The sequence below is a fragment of the Streptomyces sp. NPDC058092 genome (assembly GCF_042884935.1).
Classification (GTDB): domain Bacteria; phylum Actinomycetota; class Actinomycetes; order Streptomycetales; family Streptomycetaceae; genus Streptomyces.
Genome location: NZ_JBHVSY010000039.1, coordinates 1 through 24,125 on the forward strand (window position 1 = coordinate 1; position 24,125 = coordinate 24,125).

Annotated in this window: 11 protein-coding genes and 1 pseudogene; 10 read left to right on the top strand and 2 right to left on the bottom strand. The window is 68.7% G+C overall.

Going from position 1 to position 24,125, the window contains the following annotated elements:
* Positions 1-327 precede the first annotated feature (327 nt).
* From ACFVV1_RS37945 to ACFVV1_RS37965, 5 genes and pseudogenes are all read left to right on the top strand, one after another.
* Positions 328-1,518: an NAD(P)/FAD-dependent oxidoreductase gene (locus ACFVV1_RS37945; RefSeq protein ID WP_389999369.1), complete on the top strand. Its 1,191-nt coding sequence runs from the start codon at positions 328-330 to the stop codon at positions 1,516-1,518.
* Between the two features lie 10 nt (positions 1,519-1,528).
* A complete protein-coding gene (locus ACFVV1_RS37950; protein ID WP_389999372.1) occupies positions 1,529-2,467 on the top strand; it encodes a sigma-70 family RNA polymerase sigma factor in 939 nt (312 codons plus the stop codon).
* A 348-nt stretch (positions 2,468-2,815) separates the two neighbouring features.
* Positions 2,816-4,903, top strand: a complete 2,088-nt coding sequence (gene tap / locus ACFVV1_RS37955; RefSeq protein ID WP_389999374.1) for a telomere-associated protein Tap — start codon at positions 2,816-2,818, stop codon at positions 4,901-4,903.
* A 3-nt stretch (positions 4,904-4,906) separates the two neighbouring features.
* Positions 4,907-5,464: a telomere-protecting terminal protein Tpg gene (gene tpg, locus ACFVV1_RS37960; RefSeq protein WP_389999377.1), complete on the top strand. Its 558-nt coding sequence runs from the start codon at positions 4,907-4,909 to the stop codon at positions 5,462-5,464.
* A gap of 206 nt (positions 5,465-5,670) precedes the next feature.
* Positions 5,671-6,404: pseudogene (locus ACFVV1_RS37965) on the top strand (transposase family protein).
* A gap of 62 nt (positions 6,405-6,466) precedes the next feature.
* On the opposite strand, the gene ACFVV1_RS37970 reads toward ACFVV1_RS37965, so the two are convergent.
* A complete protein-coding gene (locus tag ACFVV1_RS37970) occupies positions 6,467-7,987 on the bottom strand; it encodes a phage/plasmid primase, P4 family (RefSeq protein ID WP_389999380.1) in 1,521 nt (506 codons plus the stop codon).
* Between the two features lie 3,075 nt (positions 7,988-11,062).
* Here ACFVV1_RS37970 and ACFVV1_RS37975 point away from each other — a divergent pair.
* Positions 11,063-11,557, top strand: coding sequence for an ATP-binding protein (locus tag ACFVV1_RS37975; protein WP_389999382.1), 495 nt, complete (start codon positions 11,063-11,065; stop codon positions 11,555-11,557).
* Positions 11,558-12,886: 1,329 nt separating this feature from the next.
* Here the strand turns inward: ACFVV1_RS37975 and ACFVV1_RS37980 are convergent.
* On the bottom strand, positions 12,887-13,471 hold the full coding sequence (locus tag ACFVV1_RS37980) for an IPT/TIG domain-containing protein (RefSeq protein WP_389999385.1): 585 nt from the start codon (positions 13,469-13,471) through the stop codon (positions 12,887-12,889).
* A 941-nt stretch (positions 13,472-14,412) separates the two neighbouring features.
* Between ACFVV1_RS37980 and ACFVV1_RS37985 the strand changes: the two genes are divergently transcribed.
* The 4 genes from ACFVV1_RS37985 (at position 14,413) to ACFVV1_RS38000 (ending at position 23,672) form a co-directional block, all read left to right on the top strand.
* Positions 14,413-15,291: a hypothetical protein gene (locus ACFVV1_RS37985; protein WP_389999388.1), complete on the top strand. Its 879-nt coding sequence runs from the start codon at positions 14,413-14,415 to the stop codon at positions 15,289-15,291.
* Positions 15,292-15,477: 186 nt separating this feature from the next.
* Entirely contained in the window at positions 15,478-15,687 is a 210-nt protein-coding gene (locus ACFVV1_RS37990; protein WP_389999390.1) for a DUF5988 family protein, read from the top strand.
* A 178-nt stretch (positions 15,688-15,865) separates the two neighbouring features.
* The gene (locus ACFVV1_RS37995; protein ID WP_389999488.1) at positions 15,866-17,149 is read left to right on the top strand and encodes a beta-ketoacyl synthase N-terminal-like domain-containing protein; all 1,284 of its coding nucleotides are present in this window, start codon (positions 15,866-15,868) and stop codon (positions 17,147-17,149) included.
* 199 nt (positions 17,150-17,348) lie between these two features.
* Positions 17,349-23,672: an SDR family NAD(P)-dependent oxidoreductase gene (locus tag ACFVV1_RS38000; RefSeq protein WP_389999491.1), complete on the top strand. Its 6,324-nt coding sequence runs from the start codon at positions 17,349-17,351 to the stop codon at positions 23,670-23,672.
* Positions 23,673-24,125: the final 453 nt, after the last annotated feature.

Sequence of the window (24,125 nt, forward strand, 5' to 3'; positions counted from 1 at the left end):
GGTACCTCACCCCACTCGAAACCCGAGCCAGGCTGCAGCACGACTTCACCCCCGCAGCGTAAACACCCGCTGTCCAAGATCAGGGGGGAACTTCAGAACCGCGCCCCGGGCCGACTTCACCACCATGCCTGTGACGCCGACCGGTAGTTGGCCATCTCGATCCGTAGTTGGCCATCGCCCCGTTTCGACTGCCCTAGACAGGCCCAAGCGTCTGTCGGAGGCTCAGCCGCTCGTCTCGGTTCTGTGACGCACGTCACACCCGTCTCCTGTCAGTGATCGGGGCGCCGTCTCGTCCAAAGGGCACGCGAACGAGACAGGAGTAACGCCATGAAGCACCGCATCGTCGTACTCGGCGCCGGATATGCCGGGGCCTTCGCCGCCGGAAACCTGGCCCGCCGGCTCTCCCCCGCCGACACCGAGATCACCGTCGTCAACGCCGTGCCCGACTTCGTTGAGCGGATGCGGCTCCACCAGCTCGCGATCGGTCAGGACCTCGCGTTCCGCAAGCTCGCCGACGTATTCGCGGGCACCGGGGTGCGGCTGCGCCTGGCGCGCGTCACCGGCGTCGACCCCGAGCGCAGGACCGTCGCCGTGACCGGCGAGGACGGCGATGGTGAGCTCGCGTACGACACGCTTCTCTACGCGCTCGGCAGCTCCGTAGCCCACCATGGCGTCCCCGGCGCGGCCGAGTACGCCTTCGATGTGACCGGCCGGTCCTCGGCGCTGCGTCTGCGCGAGCGCCTGGCCGGACTGGGCGAGGGCGGCGCCGTGCTGGTCGTCGGTGAGGGGCTGACGGGCATCGAGACCGCCACCGAGTTCGCCGAGTCCCGGCCCGACCTCTCGGTCGCGCTCGCCGCCCGCGGCGAGCTGGGCGCCTGGCTCTCCCCGAAGGCCCGCCGTCACCTGCGCCATGCCTTCGACCGGCTCGGCATCACCGTCCACGAGCACACCGGCATCGAAGCCGTCGAGCCGACACGGGCGATCGCCGCCGACGGTACGTCCATCCCGGCCGACGTGACCGTGTGGTCGGCCGGGTTCGCCGTGCACCCCATCGCGGCCGCCAGCGGCCTGGAGGTCGCCGAGACCGGCCAGATCGTCGTCGACCGCACCATGCGCTCGGTCTCGCACCCGGACGTCTACGCCGCCGGTGACTGCGCCTACGCGATCGGCGAGAACGGCTGGCCGCTGCCGATGTCCTGCGCCTCGGCCGGCTTCACCAACATGCAGGCGACCGCCGCGATCATCGCGCGTCTGACGGGCAGCGAGGTCCCGACCACCGGGCTGAAGTACCACGGCAACCACATCAGCCTCGGGCGGCGGGACGCGATCTTCCAGATGGTGGACGGGGACGTCCGGTCGAAGTCCTGGTACCTGGGCGGCCGGACCGCCGCGCGGCTCAAGTCGGGCGTGCTCAAGGGGGCCGGGTGGGGCATCGCCCATCCGACCTTCGGCATGCCGAAGCGCAAGCGTCGCCTGGCCACCCCGCCTGACCGGGCCGGTGTAAGGGGCGCCGCATAGGCTGTTCCGCATGGACAGCGCAGCCATCGATCGCTTCGAGGCCAGCCGGAACCGGCTGGCCTCGCTCGCGTACCGTCTGCTCGGCTCGGCGACCGACGCCGAGGACGCCGTGCAGGACGCGTTCCTGCGCTGGCAGGCCGCGGACCGGGAACGTATCGAGGTGCCGGAGGCGTGGCTGACCAAGGTCGTCACCAATCTCTGCCTCGACCAGCTCCGCTCGGCGCAGGCGCGCCACGAGCGAGCGGCCGGTGCCTGGTTGCCCGAGCCGCTCCTCGAGGGCGACCCGATGCTCGGCCCTGCCGACACCTTCGAGCAGCGCGAATCGGTGTCCTTGGCCGTACTGACCCTCATGGAGCGCCTCTCGCCGGTCGAGCGGGCCGTCTACGTCCTGCGTGAGGCCTTCTCGTACAGCCATGCCGAGATCGCCGGGATCCTCGACATCACCGAGTCCGCGAGCCAGCAGCATGTCCACCGGGCCCGGATCCGGGTCGCCGCCGAGCGCCGGCGTGGCGGCGAGGCCGACCCCGCGTCCGCGCGCCGGGTCGTCGAGGAGTTCCTCGCCGCCGCCACGTCGGGGCGCACCGAACGGCTGGTGGCGCTGCTCACCGACGACGTGACGGCGCTCTCGGACGGCGCCGGGCTGGGCAAGCGGCTGTTGCGGTACAAGACACGCGAGCGGGTCGCCTCCTACGTGCGGGCCGGCTTCAAGCCCACGCCGGCGAAGCGGCGGCTGGCTGGCGGCTCACCCGCGATCCATATCGTGCTGGTCAACGGCTCCCCGGCCGTCCTCGCCGTGGTCGACGACCGGGTCGTGGGCGCCGTGGTGTTCGAAGTCAGCGACGGCAAGGTCGCGTCCCTGCGCGGCATCGCCGCCGCGGACCGGCTCGCGCGCCTCAACGAGGCCTGGCGGCAGCACGAACCCACCGCGCCGGTCATCAACGCATGGTGACCAGAGCCACCGGAATCCAACGACCTGAGTCGGAGCGAGGACGGCACCCCTTCGACCCCAGCGCTGCACAGCAGCACGGGGGCCGAAGCACGCCGGTCTCCCGAATCAACTCGGCCATGCAGTTCGGATCCCCGATGGCCAACTATCGGTCGACACAGTGGCCAACTACGAATCGTCACGGAGGGCTGACCAGGGCGGATCCGAGCGCCCCTGGCCACCTATCGCTCGAAGTCACAATGCCGACTCTCACTTGCTGCACGGTTAATTCGAAAGGGTTAAATGAAAAGGTTAAATCCAACGGTGAGCTGGGGTTAAAGAGTGTAGTGTCCGGGGTTGGAGGTGGAGTAAGTGCCGACCGAGGAAGAACTGTTCAGTGCGGTAGATGCACTGCTGGAGGAAGAGCCCCAGCTGCCGACCCCGGCAGAGCGCGCCCGGCTGCGGGAGGCCGCCGGTATCACCCAGGCCCGTCTGGCGAAGGCGATGAAGACGACGCTGCAGACCGTGAAGAACTGGGAGAACGGGCGCTCCGAGCCGCGTGAGCCGCGCCTGTCGGCATACCAGCGGCTACTGGAAGGCTGGGCGACGAAGTTCCCGAAGCCTGCTGCCGTGCCCGAGTCGGCGCCGTCGGCCCCGGATGCGAACACCAATGCCGTGGAGAAGGCAGCCCCGGCCCTTCCCGTCATCGCGCCCGCGTCTGTCCCGGTCGCCGCTCCGGAGACCGGGACCAGACCGCCGTCGCGCCGTCCCGCGCGGCTGCGAGCGGTGCCGAACATCGCCGCTTCCCCCTACCAGCACGGGCCGTTGGCTGTGCTGGACGGTGACGGCAGCGCCTACGGCGTCGACGGGATCGTGCTGGAGTGCCCGGCGACGACCATTCCGCAACTGGTCGACTGGACCCTCAAGGAGTCCGGGATCGGCGCCGCCAGGTTGCACCGCAACGGCAAGGAATCCGACCCGCTGATCGTGCTGACCGCGTCGGCCGCCGTCCGGCTCGGACTGCCCGAGCGCCTGGACGGTCACGAAGCCCGCCGCTCGCTGCGCCTGCCCGAGGACCACCCGGTCGTCAGACAGGTCACCAAGGCGAAGTGGAAGCTGACACAACGCGGGTTCGGCCCGTGGGCGCGGATCTACCGCCCGGCAAAGTCGGGTCAGCGCCAGTGCGTGCAGCTCGCGATCCTGCCCTGGGACGCGCTCGACTCCCGGGCTTGGCCCGACGCCGACCAGCTTCCGCCGTCGGAACTCGCCCGCGTCCTGGGCGTCTACGCCCAGAGGGTGATCACGCCGCGCGGCTCCACCGCCGTCTCCGGCCTGGAACTGATGACCGCGCTGCGCCCGCCGACCCGTGCCATGAAGAACGAGGCGACCAGCGAGTGGGTATCCGGCTACAACCCCGGCTCCCTGGGCACGGACCCGGTCGACCCGGCGCCGCCGGAGGCACCCACCGAGCACCCGGTCGCGCAGGGCTGGACGGGCGGCTTCCTCGATGAAGAGGCCTACCAGTGGGTCCGCAACCCACAGCTGCTCTCCGATGAGGAGTGCCTGCGGCCCTTCGCGATCGGCCTGGACATCAACACCGCCTTCCTTGCCGCCGCGGCCCGCCTCGTCGTCGGGCTGTCCGGCCCCGAATACGTCCAGCGCCCGGTGTTTGACAAGAAGATCCCCGGATCCTGGTACGTCGACCTGTCCGGCATCGAGCTGGACCAACGCCTCCCCTCGCCGTTCACGCCGTCCGGCCTGCGCCCCGAAGGCCCGGCCTGGTACCAGACCCACACCGTCGCCTACGCCGTCGAGCTCGGCTGCAACGTCCAGCCGATCGAGGCGTTCCTGCGTCGCGAGACCGGTGCGTACCTGGACCCGTGGCACGACCGTCTCAAAGACGCCTACGTCGACACCATGGCCGACCTCGGAGTCAGTAAGGACCTGGACGACCATCAGTTCCTGGCGGCCATGGAGCAGCACAAGCAGACCGACTCCGGCATGGTGGCTGTCCTCGCGGCGATCAAGGCCACCATCAAGGGCGGCGTGGGCAAGCTGCGCGAGCGCCCGCAGGGACGCCACTACCGCGACGGCGAGCGGTGGCCGGCCCTGGAACGCCCCACCTGGCGCCCCGACATCAGGGCCGCGGTCATCTCCAAGGCCCGCGTGAACATGCACCGCAAGATGGCCAACGTCGCCAAGGCGACCGGTCAGTACCCCCTCGGAGTGCTGTCCGACTGCGTCGTCTACGCCTCGGCCGGCCCGAGCCCGCTGGATTTCCTGCCCTACACCACGTCCGGCAAGCCGCTGCCCGGTAGCTTCCGTCTCGGCCCCACCCCGGGCCTGGCCAAGGTCGAAGGCGTGCAGGAGATGGCGTGGGCCGTGGACCTGATGGAGAAGGGCCTCAACCCGGCCCGCCACATTAAGGGCCGCGACGCCGTCCTGGACGAAGGGGAGTAGGCCGTGGGGGACATCGACGACGCCCTGGAGCGCGCGGAACGCGAGGTTTTCACCCGTGAGCCGCCCAAGGGTCTCCAGGCCCGCGTGAATTTCCTGGTTGGCAAGCTCAAGACGACCAAGGCCGTGGCCGAGGCGCTCGGGGTCACCCAGCGCTCGGTGGAGCGTTACCGCACAGGCGAGCGGAAGAACCCGCCGAAGGACATCGCCGACCGCATCAGCAACGAAGTCCGCGCCCGCTGGCAGCCCCAGGTGCGCAAGCGCCGCAGGAAGCAGGCCGCCACCAGTATCGGGATCACCGTGGAGACCCGCGCCCGGTTCGGCTACACCGCACCGATCGGCACCACCGACGACGGCCGCATGCGGCGCCTGACCGTCCACCTCCCCCCGGCATACGCGCAGCGGCTGTTCGACGCCCGCGATCAGGGCGCGAGTGACCAGCAGATGCGCGACATCATCGCCGAAGGATTCAAGGAGGTGTATTTCCAGGACAACGGAAACCGCGCCATGGGAATCAGCGACGTGGCCATCAACGACATCGACTACCTCGACCTGGATTTCTGAATAGGAGCACACGCGTGGCGAGCATCAAATACTGAGCCCTTTCCAACCTGATGGTGCTGGTGGGCAGTTGGCGGGCTGTACGAACTGGTGAAGCTCCTGGTGGACGAGTTCTCGACCAAGATCACCCGCGTCTGCCAGGAGCTTCGTCTGCTTGTCTACCCTTCCCCAAGCTCTCAACTCCGTTCGAGCAGGGGAGACCCCATCCGATCGATCTGTCCACCGCGAGCCTGCGGCACCTCTCGCGCGAGCTGTCCGCACACCGGCACGGGACCGGCACGCGTTGGCGGCGGCTCACGCCGGGCCGGCAGGCTCTGCTGGTCCTGGCCCGCCTGCGCTGCGGGGACACCTGAGCTCAGCTCGCCGCCGGGTTCGGCATCGGGATCGGGACGGTCTACCGCTATGTGCGCGAGGCGATAGAGGTCCTGGCCGCGCTCGCACCGAGCTTGGCAGAGGCGATGCAGACCGCAAGCCGGTCGGCGTTCGTGATCCTCGACGGAACCCTGCTGCCCATCGGCCGGATCGCCGCCGACACTCCGTACTACTCCGGCAGACACCAGCGCCACGGCATGAATATCCAAGTCCTCACCGACCCGTTCGGGTGGCTGCTGTGGGCCTCGCCCGCACTCCCCGGGGCGACCCACGACCTGACCGCTGCCCGAACCCATGGCATCATCGACGTGCTCGTTGGTATGGAACTCAAGTGCTGGGCCGACAAGGCGTACCAGGGTGCCGGCCGCTCGATCCGAGTACCCTTCCGAGGCTGCCGGCTCAAGCGGTGGAAGCGCCGGCACAACAGCACCACGCCGAGATCCGCTGCCGCGGCGAACAGGCCATGGCCACCCTCAAGGGCTGGCGAGTCCTGCGAAAGCTCCGCTGCAGCACCAACCGCATCACCGACTTCGTCAAGGCCGTCCACGTCCTTCACCGCGCATCAACGTGAGGTTGGAAAGGACTCATGAACCCCTGTGTCCACACTCCGGGGGTCACCTCAAGGCCCGGTGTTTATGTTTTTTGTTCTGGTTCGGGATTTAGTGTGATGCCGGGGTAGTACTTGCGTTGGTTGGAGAGGATCATTTCTTTGGGTGTGGTGATGCCGATGGTTTCGCGTACGCGTGCGGCGAATGCTCGTGAGGAGATCGGGGTGGTGTCCTGGTGCTGGCACCAGTTGCGGTAGCTGGTGTAGAGCTGGGTTTGTTCCGTGCGCTTGGTGGGGTCCGGGGTGCAGCGTTCGGTCAGGAACCGGGTTGCGGGGTCTTTGGCCCGCGCGTAGGTATGGGTGGCGGTGCGTACGTGCGGGGGGCCGGTCAGGTCGCGGGGGCCGTTGAGGTAGCGGTGTGCGCCGGTGACGAGCCAGTGCAGGATGCCGGGTCCTTCTTCGGCGACCAGGGCGTCGGCGAGGTTGTCGACCTTTTGGTCGTCTGTGACGATCCGTTCGCATGGGATCAGTCTCATCCGGCGCCAGAACGCGTAGCCGCCGGTGCTGACTTCGGGGTGCTGGTTGCCGAGCAGCCAGAGTGTGTGGGTGGGGGTGAAACTGAAGAAGTCCTGTCGCATTCTGCGGGCCTTGATCCGGTCTCCGCCGGTCAGTAGCTTGACGCGGGATTCGTCGAAGCGGTCGCCGGGCTTGGGTTCGGAGCAGACGATGATGCGCCGGCCGTGGAGCTCGGCGAGATCGGTGGGGTGGGCTGTGTGAGGCCGGGCTATCAGGAAATTGGGCGGGGCGGCGTCTGCGTAGTCTCCGAGGAGTCTGACGATGACGTTCAGAAAGACGCTCTTGCCGTTTTTTCCCTGTCCGTACAGGAATGGCATGATCTGTGCGCCGACGTCTCCGGTGATTGAGTAGCCCAGCAGTTCGTGGAGGAAGCTGATCATCTGGCGGCCGTCGGCGTCGTCGCCGAATGTGTCGGTGAGGAATTGCTGCCAGCGGGGTGTTTTCATCGGCCGGGCTGCGACGCTTGTGGCGTGTGAGTGGCAGTGTCTGTCGGGATCCGGTGTGGTGATGAGGCCGGTGTAGAGGTCGATGACTCCGTCCGGCGTGCACAGTGCGTAGGGGTCTGCGTTCAGCAGTGATGCGTTGAGAGTCATTCCGGGGGCGGCCTTGGCCTGTGTCAGTATGGCTGTCATTCCGGATGTGGTCAGGGCTCGTTGGCGGTGCCGGCGCAGCTCTGCTTTGTTGTGCTGTCCGTGCGGGTCGGTCTCTGCCAGTTTTTCGGCCATCTCGCCGGCTGCCCACAGCACGGTGTCGGCTTCGTCGGTCTCCCACCGGTAGCCCGACCACCGGTACCAGCCCTGGCCGGGCACATACCTGAAGTGCCGTCCGTACAGGGTGACGAACAGTTTGGCGTTGCCGCGGTCGCTGAGAGTGTCGGGGAGCAGGCCGTGTTCGGTTGCCCGCAGCGCCGTCGGCGTGGCTGTCTTGGCGGTCTGTGCCGGGGCGGTGCCGGCGGGGGAGCCGGGCAGAATTTGACGTGCGGCGTTTTGGGGGTCGAACGGCCTGTCGTCGTGGCTGGGTGCGTGATTCATTTACGGTCTCCCAGATCGTGCGGGAGGCGGCTGCCGGCAAGGTTGGGCAGGGTGTGGTGTGGTCCTGCGGGGTGGGTGGCAGTGGTCGGTGGCTGGTGGGGGTGGGTTGTTTTGAGGTGGTGGGGTGGTGGCTGCGGGGTGGTGTGCGGGCTGGAGGGCCTGGTGTGTTGTGGCTGGTGTTCTTGTTCCGGGTGCGAGGGTGTGGCTGGTGTGGGCGGGTGCCGTCAGGTGCTGGGCCGGTGCCCGGCCTGGACTTGGGCCTGGCGGGCACTGGCGGGTGTGTTTCGGCTCTGCGGTGTGTGGGGTGTGCGGTTCTCCGGGGTGGGTGCGCACTCGTGGTGTCGGTATGTCATGGGTCGGGTTGTTTGCGTTCTGTGGTGGTGTGGGGTGGTGTGGGGTGGTGTGGGGTGTGTGTGAGGGGGGATGGGTGCTGGAGGCTGTGGGGTGATGTCGGTGGGGCGTTTGTGATGTCGGGTGGCGGCTGGTTCTGTTCGGGTGGTGATGTCTTGTGGGTATCGGTGGCGGTGGCGGTGGTGGCTGGAGGGGCGTGTGCGTTTGCGGCACCTGTTTTGGACTCGGGCTGGTGTGTCTGCGGGTCCGGATGTGCCGGGTAGGGGTCGTTGAGGTGTTCAAGGGGTGGTATCGGTGGCTGGTTCTGAGGCCTGGGTGTTCGCGGTGGCTGTGGCCCGGGTTTCGGTGGTCGTGGCAATGGGTGGGGGTGTCTTGCGTCGGCCGGCCGGCCGGCCGGGCGTGTCGCAGCGCGGTCGGTGGGATGTCAGGCATCGCAGGTGCTGGTTGAGACGCTACGTCTGGCCTGTGTTGCTGTCATATAGGTGCAGATCAGGAACCATGTGTACTCCTTTCAGCGACTGAAGCGACTCAAATTGCAAATTGGTGGAGCGTGGATAGGGCGGAACGCCTGGGGGTGCAGGAGGTCCGTCCAGCTTCTGTTGCCCTTACGTTCATCCGGCTGTGCGGGGCAGTATTGAATCGAGGAACTGTCTGGCTGAATCGTTGCGGTGGTGACAGGGATCCGTCTCTTGCTTCTCCCATCTGTGAGATCCACGTTTGATCCGCTTATGTGTGGAAGGAATTTCACTTTCCGCACAAGTGTTTTCTCCGGGGGTTTTGGGGGTTCCGGGTGATGCGGTGCAAAAACAGCTGATTGTTATACAGGTGTGGCTGGTGGGTGTCGCCTGATCTCGCTCGCCCGTCGTGAGGGCGTCGTTGGAAGTCTGTCGCTCGGGCGTCAGTTCCATGGCTGAGTTCCTCGTCGGTATGCGGTTTCATATGCTGCCGAACCGAGGCTGCACTATTTCGTGACTCGGCGTCAAACGATCACTGCGGTGCCGTGGTCCGAGTCGGTGGCCGGCTGTGCGGAATGCGTCGACGTGCCTGCTCGCGGCAGCTGGTAGGTGTGTCTCACGTCGTTCGTGGGCCGGGTGGTTCGCGGTGGCGGGGGCGGTCTGGTCTGTGACGGGGCGGCTTTCAGCCGGGTGATGGGTGCGGGCTGCGGCGTCGAAGTGCACATGGCTCCGCAGGGTGAGGGGTGCGATGTCGTGACGCTTTATGGTTCTGCCGCAGGGCGTTACCGGTCATCGAATTCGCTCAGGGGATCAGGTCGAGCGGATCATGCCAAGAGCTGTCACGGCAGGCGTTTGTGAAAGGGAGTCAGAAGAAGCGATTCGTCAAGCTGAATCGTTGCGCCGTGTGGTGCTGATTCCGTGACATCGCGGGCTGTCGGCGCGCGTTAACCACTTCATCCAGATGGTTGATGGCGGCCTGCCCGGGGAGTCTTCGAGCGGTCTGGTGCGGGGGTGATGTTATTGCCGTAACTACGCCATTCGGGTGACATCCTGTCGGCTTTGTTGCTGTCATATGTGCCCGAGAGGATAACTGTCACTATCCAAACCGGTGGGCTGCCCACCCTCTCCGGGGGAGCGGCTGCTCATTTCTCTCGCAGCTGTCCAGGTGTGGTGAAAGCCTGGGGATCTGCCGGGTGGGACTGCCGCAATGGGCACCCCCGTGGGAGGGGTTTGGATCCGTCAGCCGGTGCCGGTGGCGCCGGCTGGCGCGGCGGCCCATGTGACCTCTTTGGGGGCACCATGCGAGCTTCCTTGGCGACTTCTTTGGCGTCCGGCGCCCGGCCCCGGACTCCTGAGTTGTGCAGTGGGACCGCTCAGGTCGATGCGGCGGAACGCCGATCGGCAGAGATACCTGTCGCTCTCACGCAGTGCTCGGCCGATCCGCTCACCGTCGCGCACGGCGTGGGGGCTTTGCCGGAGCACGGAGGTCTGCCGCCTCCCCATGGCGCCGAGTCACCTTCAGGGCCCAGGACCGGCATCGTCCAGACCCCGTTCGGTGACCGGCGTCCGGGGTGCCGGTCCTGCCTGGACGGCCGTATCACCACCGGGTATCGGCGCTGTCCGTGTGAGCGTGGCCGCTTTCCGTGGATCCAGGGGCCCGGCGCCGTCCTTCCCGGCGCTCCCGTCCTTCCCGGCGCTTCCCTCGCCCCCCTCGCTCCCGTCCTTCCCGTCCTTCCCGGCGTTCCCCTCGCCCCCCTCGCTCCCGTCCTTCCCGTCCTTCCCGGCGCTCCCCTCCCCCCTTCGCTCCCGTCCTTCCCGTCCTTCCCGGTGCTCCCCTCGCTCCCGGCGCCCCCCTCGCCCCCTCGCTCCCGTCCTTCCCGGCGCTTCCCTCGCTCTCCTTGCTCATCTCTCTTCTGTGCTGCCGCCAGGGACAGCACGAACAGCCTCAAAACGGCACCGGTCCGGGCACCGCCCCCTCCGGGTGGGCAGCAGATCCGGGCTGGATCGGCACCGCCGCGGATGCGGGACTGCGGGCGGCCTGGCTCACCTCCTGTGCCTGCCTGCCTGCCTGCCGTGCCGGCGAGGGGCGGGTGTGCCCCGCTTCCTGTCACAAAACCGCCCACTGGGATCCGGGCACGGTTGTCCCCGCCCGGCGAGTGCATCGCTACGGCAGGAATCCGCAGCCGGCGGTTTGTGGCGCGTTGTGTCCGCAAGCGCCAACCGGCCGCCCCGCCCGCTGGGCAGGGCCCGGGACGAGAGAGGAAGAACCATGCTGCCGACTGCTTGGCCGGGGGCGCAGATCGCACTGTCCCCCCAAGAGATCGAACAATGGCCGGATACGGCGTCGGCCCGGGCCCTGGCCGGCGGTTGCTCTGCGAGAGGGCCGGCGTCCTTCCGCGTGCCGGCACTGGAGCGAGCGGTGCCGGTCTGCCGCCAACTGGCCCGGCTGTGGATGGACTTTGAGGACATAGCGGACGAGGGTGCCCGGTGTGCGGCGTTACTCGTGATCTCTGAGCTGATGACCAACGCCATTGTCCACACCAGCAGCCTCTCGGTCACCGGCCGCCTGCAGAGGGACGGTGACTGGCTTCTCGTGGAGGTCCAGGACGAGGGTGGGACATCGTCGGTCCCGCACCGTGCCGGCAACGCCGGCGAGCACGGTCGGGGCCTGGTGGTGGTCGCGCAGTCCGCCCAGGCACTGGGAACGCGGCAGGAGACCGACGGCGGCCGCACGTTCTGGGCACGGATCTCACTGGCCGGGTGAAATCCTGCCGGATTTCTGCCGCGGCCGAGATCCCGTCCGCCGGGCCCCGCATGAACACAACACGGCACCCGGGTCCGCCGCGGCTTTTCCACGGGACGAGGACAGAGGAAGCGGCCAGAGACCGTCTGTTGCGGCACCGGGGCGCAGCGGCACGTCCGGCACGTCACCAGCTCACCGCCCCGGCCCGGTGATCAGCGCCCGCGACGCCGGTTCATCTCGCCGGTCGGGCGCTCGATCTCGCGCCCGGTCGTGCGGTGGGTCTCGCTCAGGTGCCGTATTTGCGGAAACATGAAGTGCCTGAGAGCAGGTCGTCCTCGTGCCGCTGGAGGAGCCCCGCATGGCCCGGCTGAAGCAGACACCGGTGGGGGACCGCTTCAGGTCCCACACGGCCAACTGAACCAGGACCGTGGCCGGTCCAGAGCTCTGCGTCCCCTGCGGTCTGTGCCGTCCGCCGGTTTCACCCGGGCCCGTACAAGGGCGCCCCGTCGGTCTCGAACCGTTCCAGCTCCTCACCGAGGCCGGAGCCCGTAGGGCACGAGGGTCCCGCACGGCTGGAGGCGCGAGCGGCCCGGGCCTTTTTGCCGTTCTTTCGAACCGCGGGTCCGGTCGGGCCAGGAGGGAACGTTCCAGGAGATACCGGCCCGTTGGCAGGGCCGCCCGCAGAGGGCGAAGTCCTGACCACGGGCTCGGACGCTCAGCAGTGCTGATCAAAAGAGATGGTGCGCAACGCGCCTGCAGGACGTCCCGGGCCGGGCGATCGGCCGCTTGGAAAGTATCTGAAGAGGCGGCTCTGGCCGTCGCCGGGGTCCCGGGCTCGTCGTACGAGGGGGACAGGAACGGTGTCCTGTGAGATCCCGGCCCGGCCGCGTCCTGGCGGGTTGCCGGGAGGTGCGGGGGAGAGGCCGGGCCGAAAGCGGCCCGGACATACCGAACCGGTGGTGAACGGTTGCAGACCGCTTGCGTCTGGCGGCCGGGGGCCGGCGAGCCGGGCTGAAAGCGGCCCGGACATACCGAACCGGTGGTGAACGGTTGCAGACCGCTTGCGTCTGCCGGCCGGGGGCCGGCGTGGGGCCGGCGCGGGCGGCGGATCGTATCCGGACTGCCGATGCCCCGGCGGCGCAGCCTGGCCGGGCGCAGCCCGCGCACACGCTTCGCTACGTGTCCTCAGCCCTCGCGTTCCGGGTCCGTCACCGCCGGGTGGGCCGGTCGCGGCGGAACCGTCCCTGGTGCCGAACAGCGCCGGCCTGCGCGAGGAACTCGCAGGCCGGCGCTTTCACAGCCCTGGCCGGTCGGCGTGGCGACGTGGCAGGAGAGGCCGTGAGGGGGTGGTCAGTTGTAGGTGTACCCGCCGGGGACAGTGGCGGTGCCGGCCGCGGTCGTGACCACGACCGGGACGTTGCCCGCGGTGGCGCCGGCCGGGGTGATCCCGAACAGCAGGATCCCGGCCGGGTCGCCGCCCAGCACGGTGGCCGCAACTCCGTTGACGGTGACAGTGCCACCGTTCAGGTTGGTGCCGGCGATCGCGAACGGGGTAGCGCCGGCGGCCGGGCCCGAGGCCGGGGTGATGCTGATGGCGGTGGGAGGAGCAGGCGTGGACGGATCCACGTAGGTGTAGGACACCGGGTTGCTGGTACCACCACCAGTGGTCACGGTGACCGGCACTGTGCCCGCGGCGTTCGCCGGGACCACGATCGTGACAGTGAGCCCCAGCACGTCCTGGGAGACGATGGTGGCCGGTGTGGTACCGAACAGGACGCTGGTGGCACCGCTGAGGCCCACGCCAAGGAGCTGGACCGTGTTGCCGCCGGCGACGGGTCCGGAGTTGGGCAGGACCGCCAGGAGCAGCGGACCGAAGGGGAAAGGCAGTTGGGCGACCGGCCGTGACTGGCCGGACGAGGTTGCGTTCGTGGACATGACAGGTCCTCCTGCGACAGGCGGACCGTTGCGGTCCGCACGGGACCGGCCGAGAGCGACGGCAGGCTTCCCTCATGCCCGGCGGGGGCAGGGGTGAGAGGAAGAACGGCTCTCGGTTCCGGGAACGGCGACCGGGCAGTGGCTTGCGGTGGTGAGTCCGCTCGGGACGGGGGCGGACTGGACGGCGACCGGGGGGCCGACGGACATCAGCCGCGACGTGCGCACCACTGCCCGGTCTCAAGTACGGCGAGACGCTTCACCAGCCGATGTCCAGAGCCCCACCGGCCGGTGGCTCCGCGGAGCGGCCGTGCAGTGGCTCTGCTCGCAAAAGCCCTGCCGGCAGGAAGGGCCGAAACGGGCGGACCGATTGCCCAGCTCCCCGGAGAGGGATGGGCGGCCCACCGGTTCAACGACTTCAGTAACTCCAATGAATGAACCGCCATCAACCCCTGCGCCCATCAGTCACCCGATCGGCCCAGTCCGAAATTTGCTCCGAGAGTGATGGCCGGCTGCCGGCCACCGCCACGACAGCAGAAATCACGCCAAGATCTTTTCACCGCAACCGGCCACTGCCGGATAATTGCCCAAGCGCGTGCCATTTCCTTTCGGTCGCGACACCCCGGCGGCAAACCATCACGAATGCGACTTCGTGACCCGGCGGGACCGGATTTACGGAGCCCGCCAAGAAGAAGGAATCCACCGTTCAGCATATTGCGCCATACGGGTGAACTGTCAGCGGCCTCATTGCGAGACTATTCAGCCCCGTGGGATAACCGTTTCGAATCTAACCGGTGGGCTGCCCTCCTCTCCGGGGAGCGCGGCAACCGACGATCCGCCGCAGAACTGGCCAGCCAGCTGTGAGCAGCGTCGAGATCGTTCGTCGCAGTGAGCGCCCCTCGGCAAGGAAGAGGCGGCTCGCATCACCTCGTCAAAGGGGCGCCATGCGAGTTCCCTGTGCTGTCCGATCCGTCATCGGGGTCTGTCTCCCACCATCAGGACCGGTCCTGATCCCGACGGCCGTCCACGCCCGAACCCCCGCGCCGCCCCCCGAGACCGCGCCGCCCCCCGAGACCGCGCTGCTCCCTGAGACCGCGCCGCCCCCCGAGAGCGCGCTGCCCCTTGAGACCGCGCTGCTCCCTGAGACCGCGCCGCCCCCCGAGACCGCGCCGCCCCTTGAGACCGCGCTGCCCCCTGAGACCGCGCCGCCCCCCGAGACCGCGCCGCCCCCTGAGGTCGCGCTGCCCCCTGAGGTCGCGCTGCCCCCTGAGACCGCGCCGCCCCCTGAGAGCGCGCTGCTCCCCGAGGCCGCGCCGCCCCCCGAGAGCGCGCTGCTCCCCGAGGCCGCGCTGCTCCCCGAGAGCGCGCTGCTCCCCGAGAGCGCGCTGCTCCCCGAGGCCGCGCTGCTCCCTGAGGCTGCGCTGCCCTCTGAGACCGCGCTGCTCCCTGAGGCCGCGCTGCTCCCTGAGGCCGCGCTGCTCCCTGAGGCCGCGCTGCTCCCTGAGGCCGCGCTGCCCCCCGAGAGCGCGCCGCCCCCCGAGAGCGCGCTGCTCCCCGAGGCCGCGCTGCTCCCTGAGACCGCGCTGCTCCCTGAGAGCGCGCTGCCCCCTGAGAGCGCGCTGCTTCGTGAGGCCGCGCTGCTCCCTGAGAGCGCGCTGCCCCCTGAGAGCGCGCTGCTTCGTGAGGCCGCGCTGGTCGATGCGGTCACGACGGCGCACACGGCCGGCTCCGACACCGTGGCGTTCACGTCGTTTCGTACGCGAGGCCGGCCACCGACACCGTTTGCACCGCCTGCGAACCGGCTCCCGTACGCCGGAGAGTGACGCGCCGCGCATGGGATTCCTGGACCAGTTGCGCGGCTTCGTGACACTCACCGTTCTGTGGTGGAAACATTTCCGGCCGCACTCGGGGCGACGTTACGGAAAGCACTCGGGGCGACGTTACGGAAAGCAATCGATCCGACGCCCCAGCTGATAACTCAGCGCTGATTCTCCCGACTGGAGAGCGCTATGCCTCAATCGATTCACGTAATGCTCAGCGGGGGACCGGAGGGCTCTCCGCCGACCTGGGAAGTGAAATCACTGGAAAGTGAAACAAGAGTGACGGTTCCCCACCGGAACGGTTATGAGCATTTTGAGTTCGCGGATCAATATGCCGAACTCGACGGTGAACTACTGCCGGTCTACCACTGGATCTACCGCACATACATTGCCGAATAGATCCCTGCTCGAACCCGGCCGCTGCGAAATCTCCTACTCAGCAGCACACAGCCGACTACGTGCGGCTGCCACCAACTGATCCGGAGGGGATCACCATGACGACTTCTCTGTTGCACGTAGGTGTGTCGTGAGCGGGACGGCCCCCCACCCGGGAGGCGGCCGGCACGCGCGCGATGCCATGGTCACCGGTATCGGTTTCTGCCTTCCCGGTGACGGGCGACCCGTCTTCACCGCGGACGACCTGTGGAACATCGCCTCCCAAGGAGCCTCCTGCCTCAAGCAGAGCAACGCCTACTACGGCTCCGTGGACCTCTCGGACACCATGTTCGACGAACGCCTCCCCGATATCGCCCCGTTCTTCTCACGCCACTACACCGCAGCGCACCGGTTCGGCCTGGTGTCCATGGCGCAGGCCTGCTCGGACACCGAACTGGATCCCCTCTCCGGCGACCTGGCCGACGCAGCGATCCTGGCCGGACGCGGCGGCATCGACGCGAACATCGACAGCTACCTCGCCGTGCTGCGAGCCGACCCCGAGACCATTCGCGTCACGGAAGCGATGGAACTGTTCGTCGCCGCAGAACAAGCCGTCACCCCCTCCGACGTCGCCCTCGTCCAAGGCGCACTGTCCCGGTCGAAAGGCCCCAACTTCACCGTGTCGTGCGGCTGCGCGTCATCCGCGGTGCAGATCGGCAACGCCCGACGCCTGATCGCCGACGGCGAAGTCGACATCGCCGTCGTGACCGGCGTCGACGTCTTCAGCGTCACACTGATCCGCAACATCCAGCGCCTGCTGCAGGGCGCGCAGAAGACATACGAAATCATCCGGTCCAACGACATGCCCGCGCTCCTGCCGTCCTTCGACTCCCTCATGCGCCCCTACGACCGGCGTGCCGACTGCATCAACCACGGCGAGGGAGCAGCGACCGTCATCATGGAAAGCCGCGAACACGCCACCCGGCGCGGGGCCCACCTGTACGGCCAGGTGCTCGCCCAGGCCACGACCCGCGACGGGCTGACCAACCCTCTGGCCTCCGACGAGACGGGCCGCGAACTGGTCACCGCCGTCCGCCGATGTCTCGCAGACCGCTGCGAGATCAGCCAGGTGCCCTACGTCCACGGCGGCAGCGACGGCAACGTGGTGGTCACCGCCTTCGAGGCGAACGCGATCAAGGAACTGTACGGATCCGCCGCACAGGACCTGCTGATGACGTCCCAGGAAGGCTGCTTCGGCCACAACGGCGCGCCCGCGGGCTGCCTCGGCGTCGCTCTGACCCTGCTCATGATGGAACACGGACAGGTATGTCCCACCGCGAACTGCGAGCAGCCGGCCAACAACCTCACCTTCGACCCCGTTCCCGGCGTACACACCCGGCCTCTCGACTTCGACCACGCGCTGAGTTTCAACTACCAGGTCGGCGGAGTGAAGAGCGCGATCCTCCTGGCAAGCCCCGACGCCTGAGACCCGCCCCGCCAACCCCCGGCCCTTGACAAAACCCCGCCCGACCCGACCGATTCCGCAACGCATGTGCGCCGCCACCTTGACGGCGAGCCGCCAACAGAGCCCGGGGGCTCCCCGCCCCCTGCACAGCCGATCGACAAGGAGAACTCCCGTGGGCCGACACAGGCACCCCTGCGACAACGCGACGGAATCTCTCGCCGTGATCGGCATGGGCTGCAGGCTTCCTGGCGACATCGACTCTCCCGCAGCCCTGTGGCAGCTGCTCGCAAAGGGGCAAGAGGCAATCGGGAACCCACCGCCGGGACGCGAGACACCCCGGCCACAGGACGGCACCGAACCAACCCCCGACGCGCCCACGCCCACTCAACGAGGCGGGTACCTGAGCAACGTGTCAGGATTCGACGCGGACTTCTTCGGCGTCTCCGGCCGCGAGGCGGACGTACTCGATCCCCAGCACCGGCTGCTGCTGGAAGTGGCCTGGGAGGCACTGGAACACGCCGGACTCCCACCAAACCGATTGACCGGCTCGCCGACCGGGGTCTTCACCGGCCTCAGCTACAACGACTACATGGACCAGCTCGCCGGACACCCCCAGGAACTCGAAGGCTCCATCCTGACGAACGGGCACTGCGTCGCCGCAGGCCGTATCTCCTACCTCCTGGGCCTGCACGGCCCCTGCATCGCCCTCGACACGGCCTGCTCGTCCTCGCTCGTCGCATTCCACCTGGCCTGCCGGGCACTGCTTCACAACGAATGCGATCTCGCCCTCGCCGCCGGCGTCACGCTCATGCTCCGCCCCAGGACAACCCTGTCCTTCGCCCGGATGGGAATGCTCTCACCCACCGGACGCTGCCACACCTTCGACGCCGCCGCCGACGGCTTCGTCCGCAGCGAAGGCTGCGGCGCCGTCGTACTCAAACGCCTGACCGACGCCGAACGCGACGGCGACCGCATCCTCGCCGTCGTCCGCGGTTCCGCCGTGAACCAGGACGGCCGGTCCGACGGCCTGGCCGCCCCCTCTCCCACCGCCCAGCAAGCCCTGTACCAACAGGCACTCACCAACTCCAAGACCGACCCCCAGAACATGGGGATGATCGAAACCCACGGAACGGGAACCCCACTCGGTGACCCGATCGAGTTCGCCAGCCTGGCACACGTGTACGGCACCGGACACGGCCGGTGCGCCCTGGGATCCGTCAAGACCAACCTCGGCCACCTGGAACCCGCCGCCGGCATCACCGCACTGATCAAAACCGTCCTGTGCCTCCAACACGGCCTCATCCCCCCCAACGTGAACTTCACCCGCTGGAATCCGGCCATCGCCGCCGACAAGACACGCTTCTTCGTACCCACCGAACTGACCCAGTGGCCCGTACAGACACCCACGAGACTGGCCGCGGTCTCCTCCTTCGGATTCTCCGGCACCAACGCCCACGTCATCCTGGAACAACCACCACAGGACAGCCGAACCCCCCTGCCACGCCAGCGACAGACCCCTCCCGCCGCACCCGAAGTGATCCTGGTCCCGGCCGGATCCCCCGCCGTACTGCCCACCGCGGCACTGCGTCTGGCCGACTGGCTGGAGGGCGACGGCGCGAACGTACCGCTGCGCGACGTCGCGCACACCCAGGCCCTGCGACGCAGCCCCGGGCGCGGACGCCTCGCAGTCGTGGCCCGTTCAACGCCCGACGCGGTCGGCGCACTGAGATCGTTCGCAGCAGGCCGGGCCCACCCGGCCGTAGTGACGGGGCCCACAAGCGTCACCGTCTCCCGAAAGCCGGTATGGGTATTCTCCGGGCAGGGCTCGCAGTGGCCAGGCATGGGACGCGGCCTCCTGCAGCAGGAACCGGCCTTCGCAGCGGCCCTGACCGAAGCCGACGCCCACATCCGCACCGAGGCCGCATTCTCCGTACTGGACGTAGTACGCGCCGGTGAACCGGTGACAAAATGTTCCAAAGTACAGCCCGTACTGTTCGCCCTGCAGATCGCGCTGGCCGCCACCTGGCGCGCCCACGGAGTCGAGCCCGCCGGTGTCATCGGCCACTCCATGGGAGAAATCGCGGCCGCCGTCACAGCCGGGGCCCTGTCACTGAAGGACGGCGCCAGGGTGATCTGCAGGCGCTCCGCGCTGCTCACCCGGATCGCCGGAGCCGGCGCCATGGCAACCGTAGGACTGGACCGGGCCGCAGTCGAGGCCGAACTCGCCGCGAACCATGCCGAGTCCGTCTCCGTCGCGGTCCTTGCCGCACCGAACTCCACCGTCGTGGCCGGCGACCCCACCCAGGTGGCAAGGCTCGTCGCCGGCTGGCAGGACCGCAACATCCCGGCACTGACCATCGCGGTGGACGTCGCCTCCCACAGCCCGCAAGTGGACCCACTGCTGGCCGAACTCCTCGCCACCCTCAGCGACCTGACTCCCCAGCCCCCCAGGATCCCCTTCTACTCCACCGTGCTGAAGGACCCGCACGACGTGCCGGCCTTCGACGCCGCCTACTGGTGCGCCAACCTGCGCAACCCGGTCCGCTTCTTCCCGGCGGTGGCCGCAGCCGCCGCCGACCGCAACCTGGTGTACATCGAACTCTCCCCGCACCCGGTGGTCACGCACGCCGTCACAAAGAGCCTCAAAGACCTGGCCGGCGAACCGGTCGTGCTGCCCACGCTACGCCGCACAGAGGACGAACCCACCACGTTCCGCACCCAGCTCGCCGCCCTGCACTGCGCGGGCGCGAACGTCAACTGGTCGCCGCTGTACGCGCAAGACCGCCTCGCCGACGTCCCCACCATCACCTTCGACCGCAAACGCCACTGGGCGGACCCCGCCCCGGCCACCCCCGCGAAGCAGCACACCGCCCGCCCACCCGTCGCCGCCCTGCCGGGCAACCACACCGAGGTACCCGGCGAACAAGTGCGCCACTGCTGGCAGGGGGACGCCGGAACCACAAGGCTGCCCTGGCTGACCGACCACCAAGTGCACGGCACCCCGGTACTGCCCGGCGCCGCCCACTACGCCCTCGCACTGACCACCGCCTGCGAGGTGTTCGACGCCGCCCCCGCCGACGTAGAGGTCACCGACATCACATTCCGGGAGATGCTGCGCCTGAGCGAGCACACCGACCTCAGCACGACCCTCACCATGACCGCCCCGAACCACGCCACATGCGAGATCTTCGGACGCGGCGACGACGGCCAGTGGGTGACGTACGCCTGTGCCGTGCTGCGCCGCCTCTCCCTGCCCTCGCGCACCCGCACCGTGTCCGTCGCCACCTTGGCCCAAAGGCACCCGGTCCCCAACGACCCCGCAGCTCTCTACACACGACTTCGCTCCCGGGGACTGGAACACGGTCCGGCGTTCGCCGGCATCACGGATCTGCACGCCTCCCGCAACCGGAAGAGTTTCTGGGCCCGTGTGGAGGTCCCTGAGCCCGCGCGGACCGCAGACCACTCCTTGCGGGTTCACCCCGTCCTCGTCGACCTCTGCCTGCAACTCCTGGTCGCAGGGCCCGTCGAAGACGCCGGCCAGGGGCTGATTCTCCCCGTCCAGATCCAGGCGGTACGGATTCTGGGCGATCTGGCGACCGCTGTGTACTGCCACGCGCGGATCGCCCAGACCACCGCCGACAGCGCCACGGGACACGCCCGTCTGCTGAACGAAGCGGGCAAACCGGTTATGGCCGTCGACGGAGTGAAGTTCGCACGCCGAAGCCCGCACAGCGCCGACAGGGACAACCAGGCCGACCAGTGGTTCCTCGAGGCCGGCTGGCACCCGGCCCCACGCCCGCAGACCACCTCGCAGCCCCCGCCCGGAAACTGGCTCGTCATCGGGGAGGGCCACAAAGACGCCGAGGCACTGGCCGCCATCCTGCGCGAGGCCGGGGCCCGGGCCGAGGTATGGGACACCCCGCTGGGAGACGAGCGGCTCGGACCGTTCGGCGAATCCGTCAGCACACACCTGCAGGCCATCGCGTCCCCCGCGCGCGCCGTGGTGATGCTGTGCGGCACATCGCCCACCACCACCAACGATCCCACCGTGGGCGCCCAGCGGCGTGCCCGACGCATCCTCGGCACCGCCCAGGCAGCCGCCCGCAGTTCCACCCCTCCTCGCCTGTACGCAGTCACCCGGGCCGCCCGTGCGGTAGCGCCCGGCGAGACCGTGGATCTCGAGCAAAGTGCCCTGCGCGGCGTGATCCGCGTCCTGACGTTCGAACACCCGCACATGCGCGCCACCCTGGTGGACACAGACCACGGCGACCTGGGCCTGCGCAGCCTGGCCCAGGAACTGCTCGCCGACGGCCACGAGGACGAGATCGCCCTACGAGGTGCCACCCGCTACATCGCCCGGCTCGACCGAGCCCCGCTCGCCGCCTGCGAACAGGCCACGGCCGCTACCCGCACCATGCGCTACGGGGTGGACGGATTCCGCCTGCGGACCGGGCGGCTCGGAGACCTCGGCAGCCTGGAACTCGCCGCGACCGGACGGCGGACTCCAGGACCGGGCGAGGTGGAGCTGTGCGTCAGGGCCGCCGGCCTCAACTTCCGCGACGTACTCACAGCCATGGGGCTCCTGCCCGGCGAGCAGGACATCCAATACCGCATCGGCTTCGAGTGCGCAGGCGTGGTGACCGAAGTCGGACCCGGCGTCGAGCACCTGAGTGTCGGCGACCCGGCGCTCGCCGTTCACCTCGAAGGCGGCGCCTTCGCCTCGTTCATCACCGTGCCCGCGATGGTGGCCGCACCGATTCCGGCCGGGCTCGACCTTGTCTCCGCGGCAGGAGTACCCACGGCCTTCCTCACCGCCTGGTACGCATTGCGCCACGTCGCCCGGCTGCGCGCGGGCGAACGCGTCCTGATCCACTCGGCCAGCGGGGGCACCGGCCTGGCGGCGGTCGCCGTCGCCAAGCTGCTCGGCGCCGAGGTACTGGCAACAGCCGGCAACGAAGACAAGCGACGATACCTACGAGGCCGCGGGATCAGCCGGGTGATGGACTCCCGGTCCCTGGACTTCGCCGAGCAGACCCGCAACGCCACCCACGGCCAAGGCGTCGATGTCGTCCTCAACTCGCTCTCCGGTGCGGCAGTGCGCGCAGGACTGGAGACGCTTCGCCCCTTCGGCCGCTTCGTCGAACTGGGAGTGCGCGACATCCTGGCCGACGCCCCCGTCGGCCTGGCCCCGTTCCGGCACAACATCACCCTGAGCACCGTTGACCTCATCGAACTCCAGCGGACCCGCCCCGACATGTTCGCGACCGTGCTGCGTGAGGTCCTCACCGAGTTCACCGAAGGCCGGCTCAAGCCGCTGCTCTGCACCACGTATCCGCTCGCCGAAGCCACCGACGCCTTCCGCCAGATGGCCGGCGCCCGCCACATCGGCAAGCTGGTCCTGACCATCCCGAACCAAGGGCAGACCACTGCGGTCCTCCCCGAAGGGCCGCCCGTCGTTCACACCGACGGCGCCTACATCGTCACCGGCGGCCTGCGCGGCCTCGGCCTGGCAACCGCACACTGGCTGGCCGGGCAGGGCGCCAGTCACATCGTCCTCAACGGCCGCACACATCCTTCCCTTGCCGCCGCGCGCGCGATCAGGGAGCTGTCCGCCGGCGGCACCCGGATCACTGTCGTACTGAGCGACATCGCCAAACCCGGCACCGCCGAACGCCTCGTGGCCACCGCCACCGAAGACCGGACACCCCTGCGCGGCATCATGCACTGCGCCATGGTCCTCGAGGACGCCGCGATCACCAACATCCAAGACCCCCAGCTGAAGCACGTATGGAACCCCAAGGTCACCGGCGCATGGAAACTGCACAACGCCACCACAGCGCACACACTGGACTGGTTTGTCGTCTTCTCCTCCATGGCCTCACTGCTGGGCAACCCCGGACAGGGCGTGTACGCAGCCGCCAACTCCTGGCTCGACGCCTTCGCCGCCTGGCGGACCAGCAAAGGCCTGCCCACGCTCGCCGTCAACTGGGGGCCATGGGGCGAGACCGGTGTCGCAACCGACTTCAGCAGCCGGGGCTACGAGACGATCCCGACCGACAAGGGACTGCTGGCCCTCCACTCGCTCCTGGCACACGGACGCGTCCAGACCGGGGTGATTCCCGGGGAGCCGAGCACCTGGATCCCCCTCACCGCACGACAGTCCTCATTCTTCAGCCTCCTCGCCCCTGACAACGAACACCCGCCAGACGTGCCGCAGGACTCCCGAGACATCCGGCGCCACCTCGAGGGCCTTGCGCCAGGCATCGGCCGGCGCGAGACCCTCGAGACCTACCTCGCCGAGCACATTCGCGGAATTCTCCGGCTGGGCAGCACCACCCTTGACCCGCAGACCCCTCTGAAAGCGCTGGGTTTCGATTCACTGCTGTCCATGGAATTACGGGTCCGTCTGGAATCCGACCTCGGGGTCGAACTCGCCGGCAACTTCGTCTGGCAGCATCCGACGCTCTCAGCACTCGCCGAAGGCCTCGCCGAGCGCATGGGCCTGGAACTGCAGAGCACCGACCGCTCGACCCCGAGCAGGTGACGACGCAACCGGACCCCTGAGAAGGCCCCCATGGGCCCGGCCAAGCCGATCGGGCAGGCCCAGGCTCGCAGAAGACGCCGTCGCACGAGCGTGACTGGGAAGAGGCGGTGGAAACGCCGTCCTGTCCCGCCCACGCCTACGCCGGTGCCGCTTTTGGTGCCGGACGAAGGGAGGCGAGCGGGGGAGCGCCGGCCTTTCAAGACCGCGCGCAGCTGCCCCCGGTCGACCTCGGTGCGCGTGTTGGGCACGGCGTCGACGTCGGCGGCGCGTTCCCTGCCACGTTCCGCGTGTTGAGCATGTGACTCGGGATACCAGGGCTCGCCGACCTGCGGCCGACGCCCGCCGCCAAACGTCCCGTGCTACCCGGTTTCACTGGGAGATCAACGGCACGGAGGGCGATCTCGCCGTCAAGGCCGATCAGGCTCAGTGGTGGTCGGGGCATCTGCGGCGGCG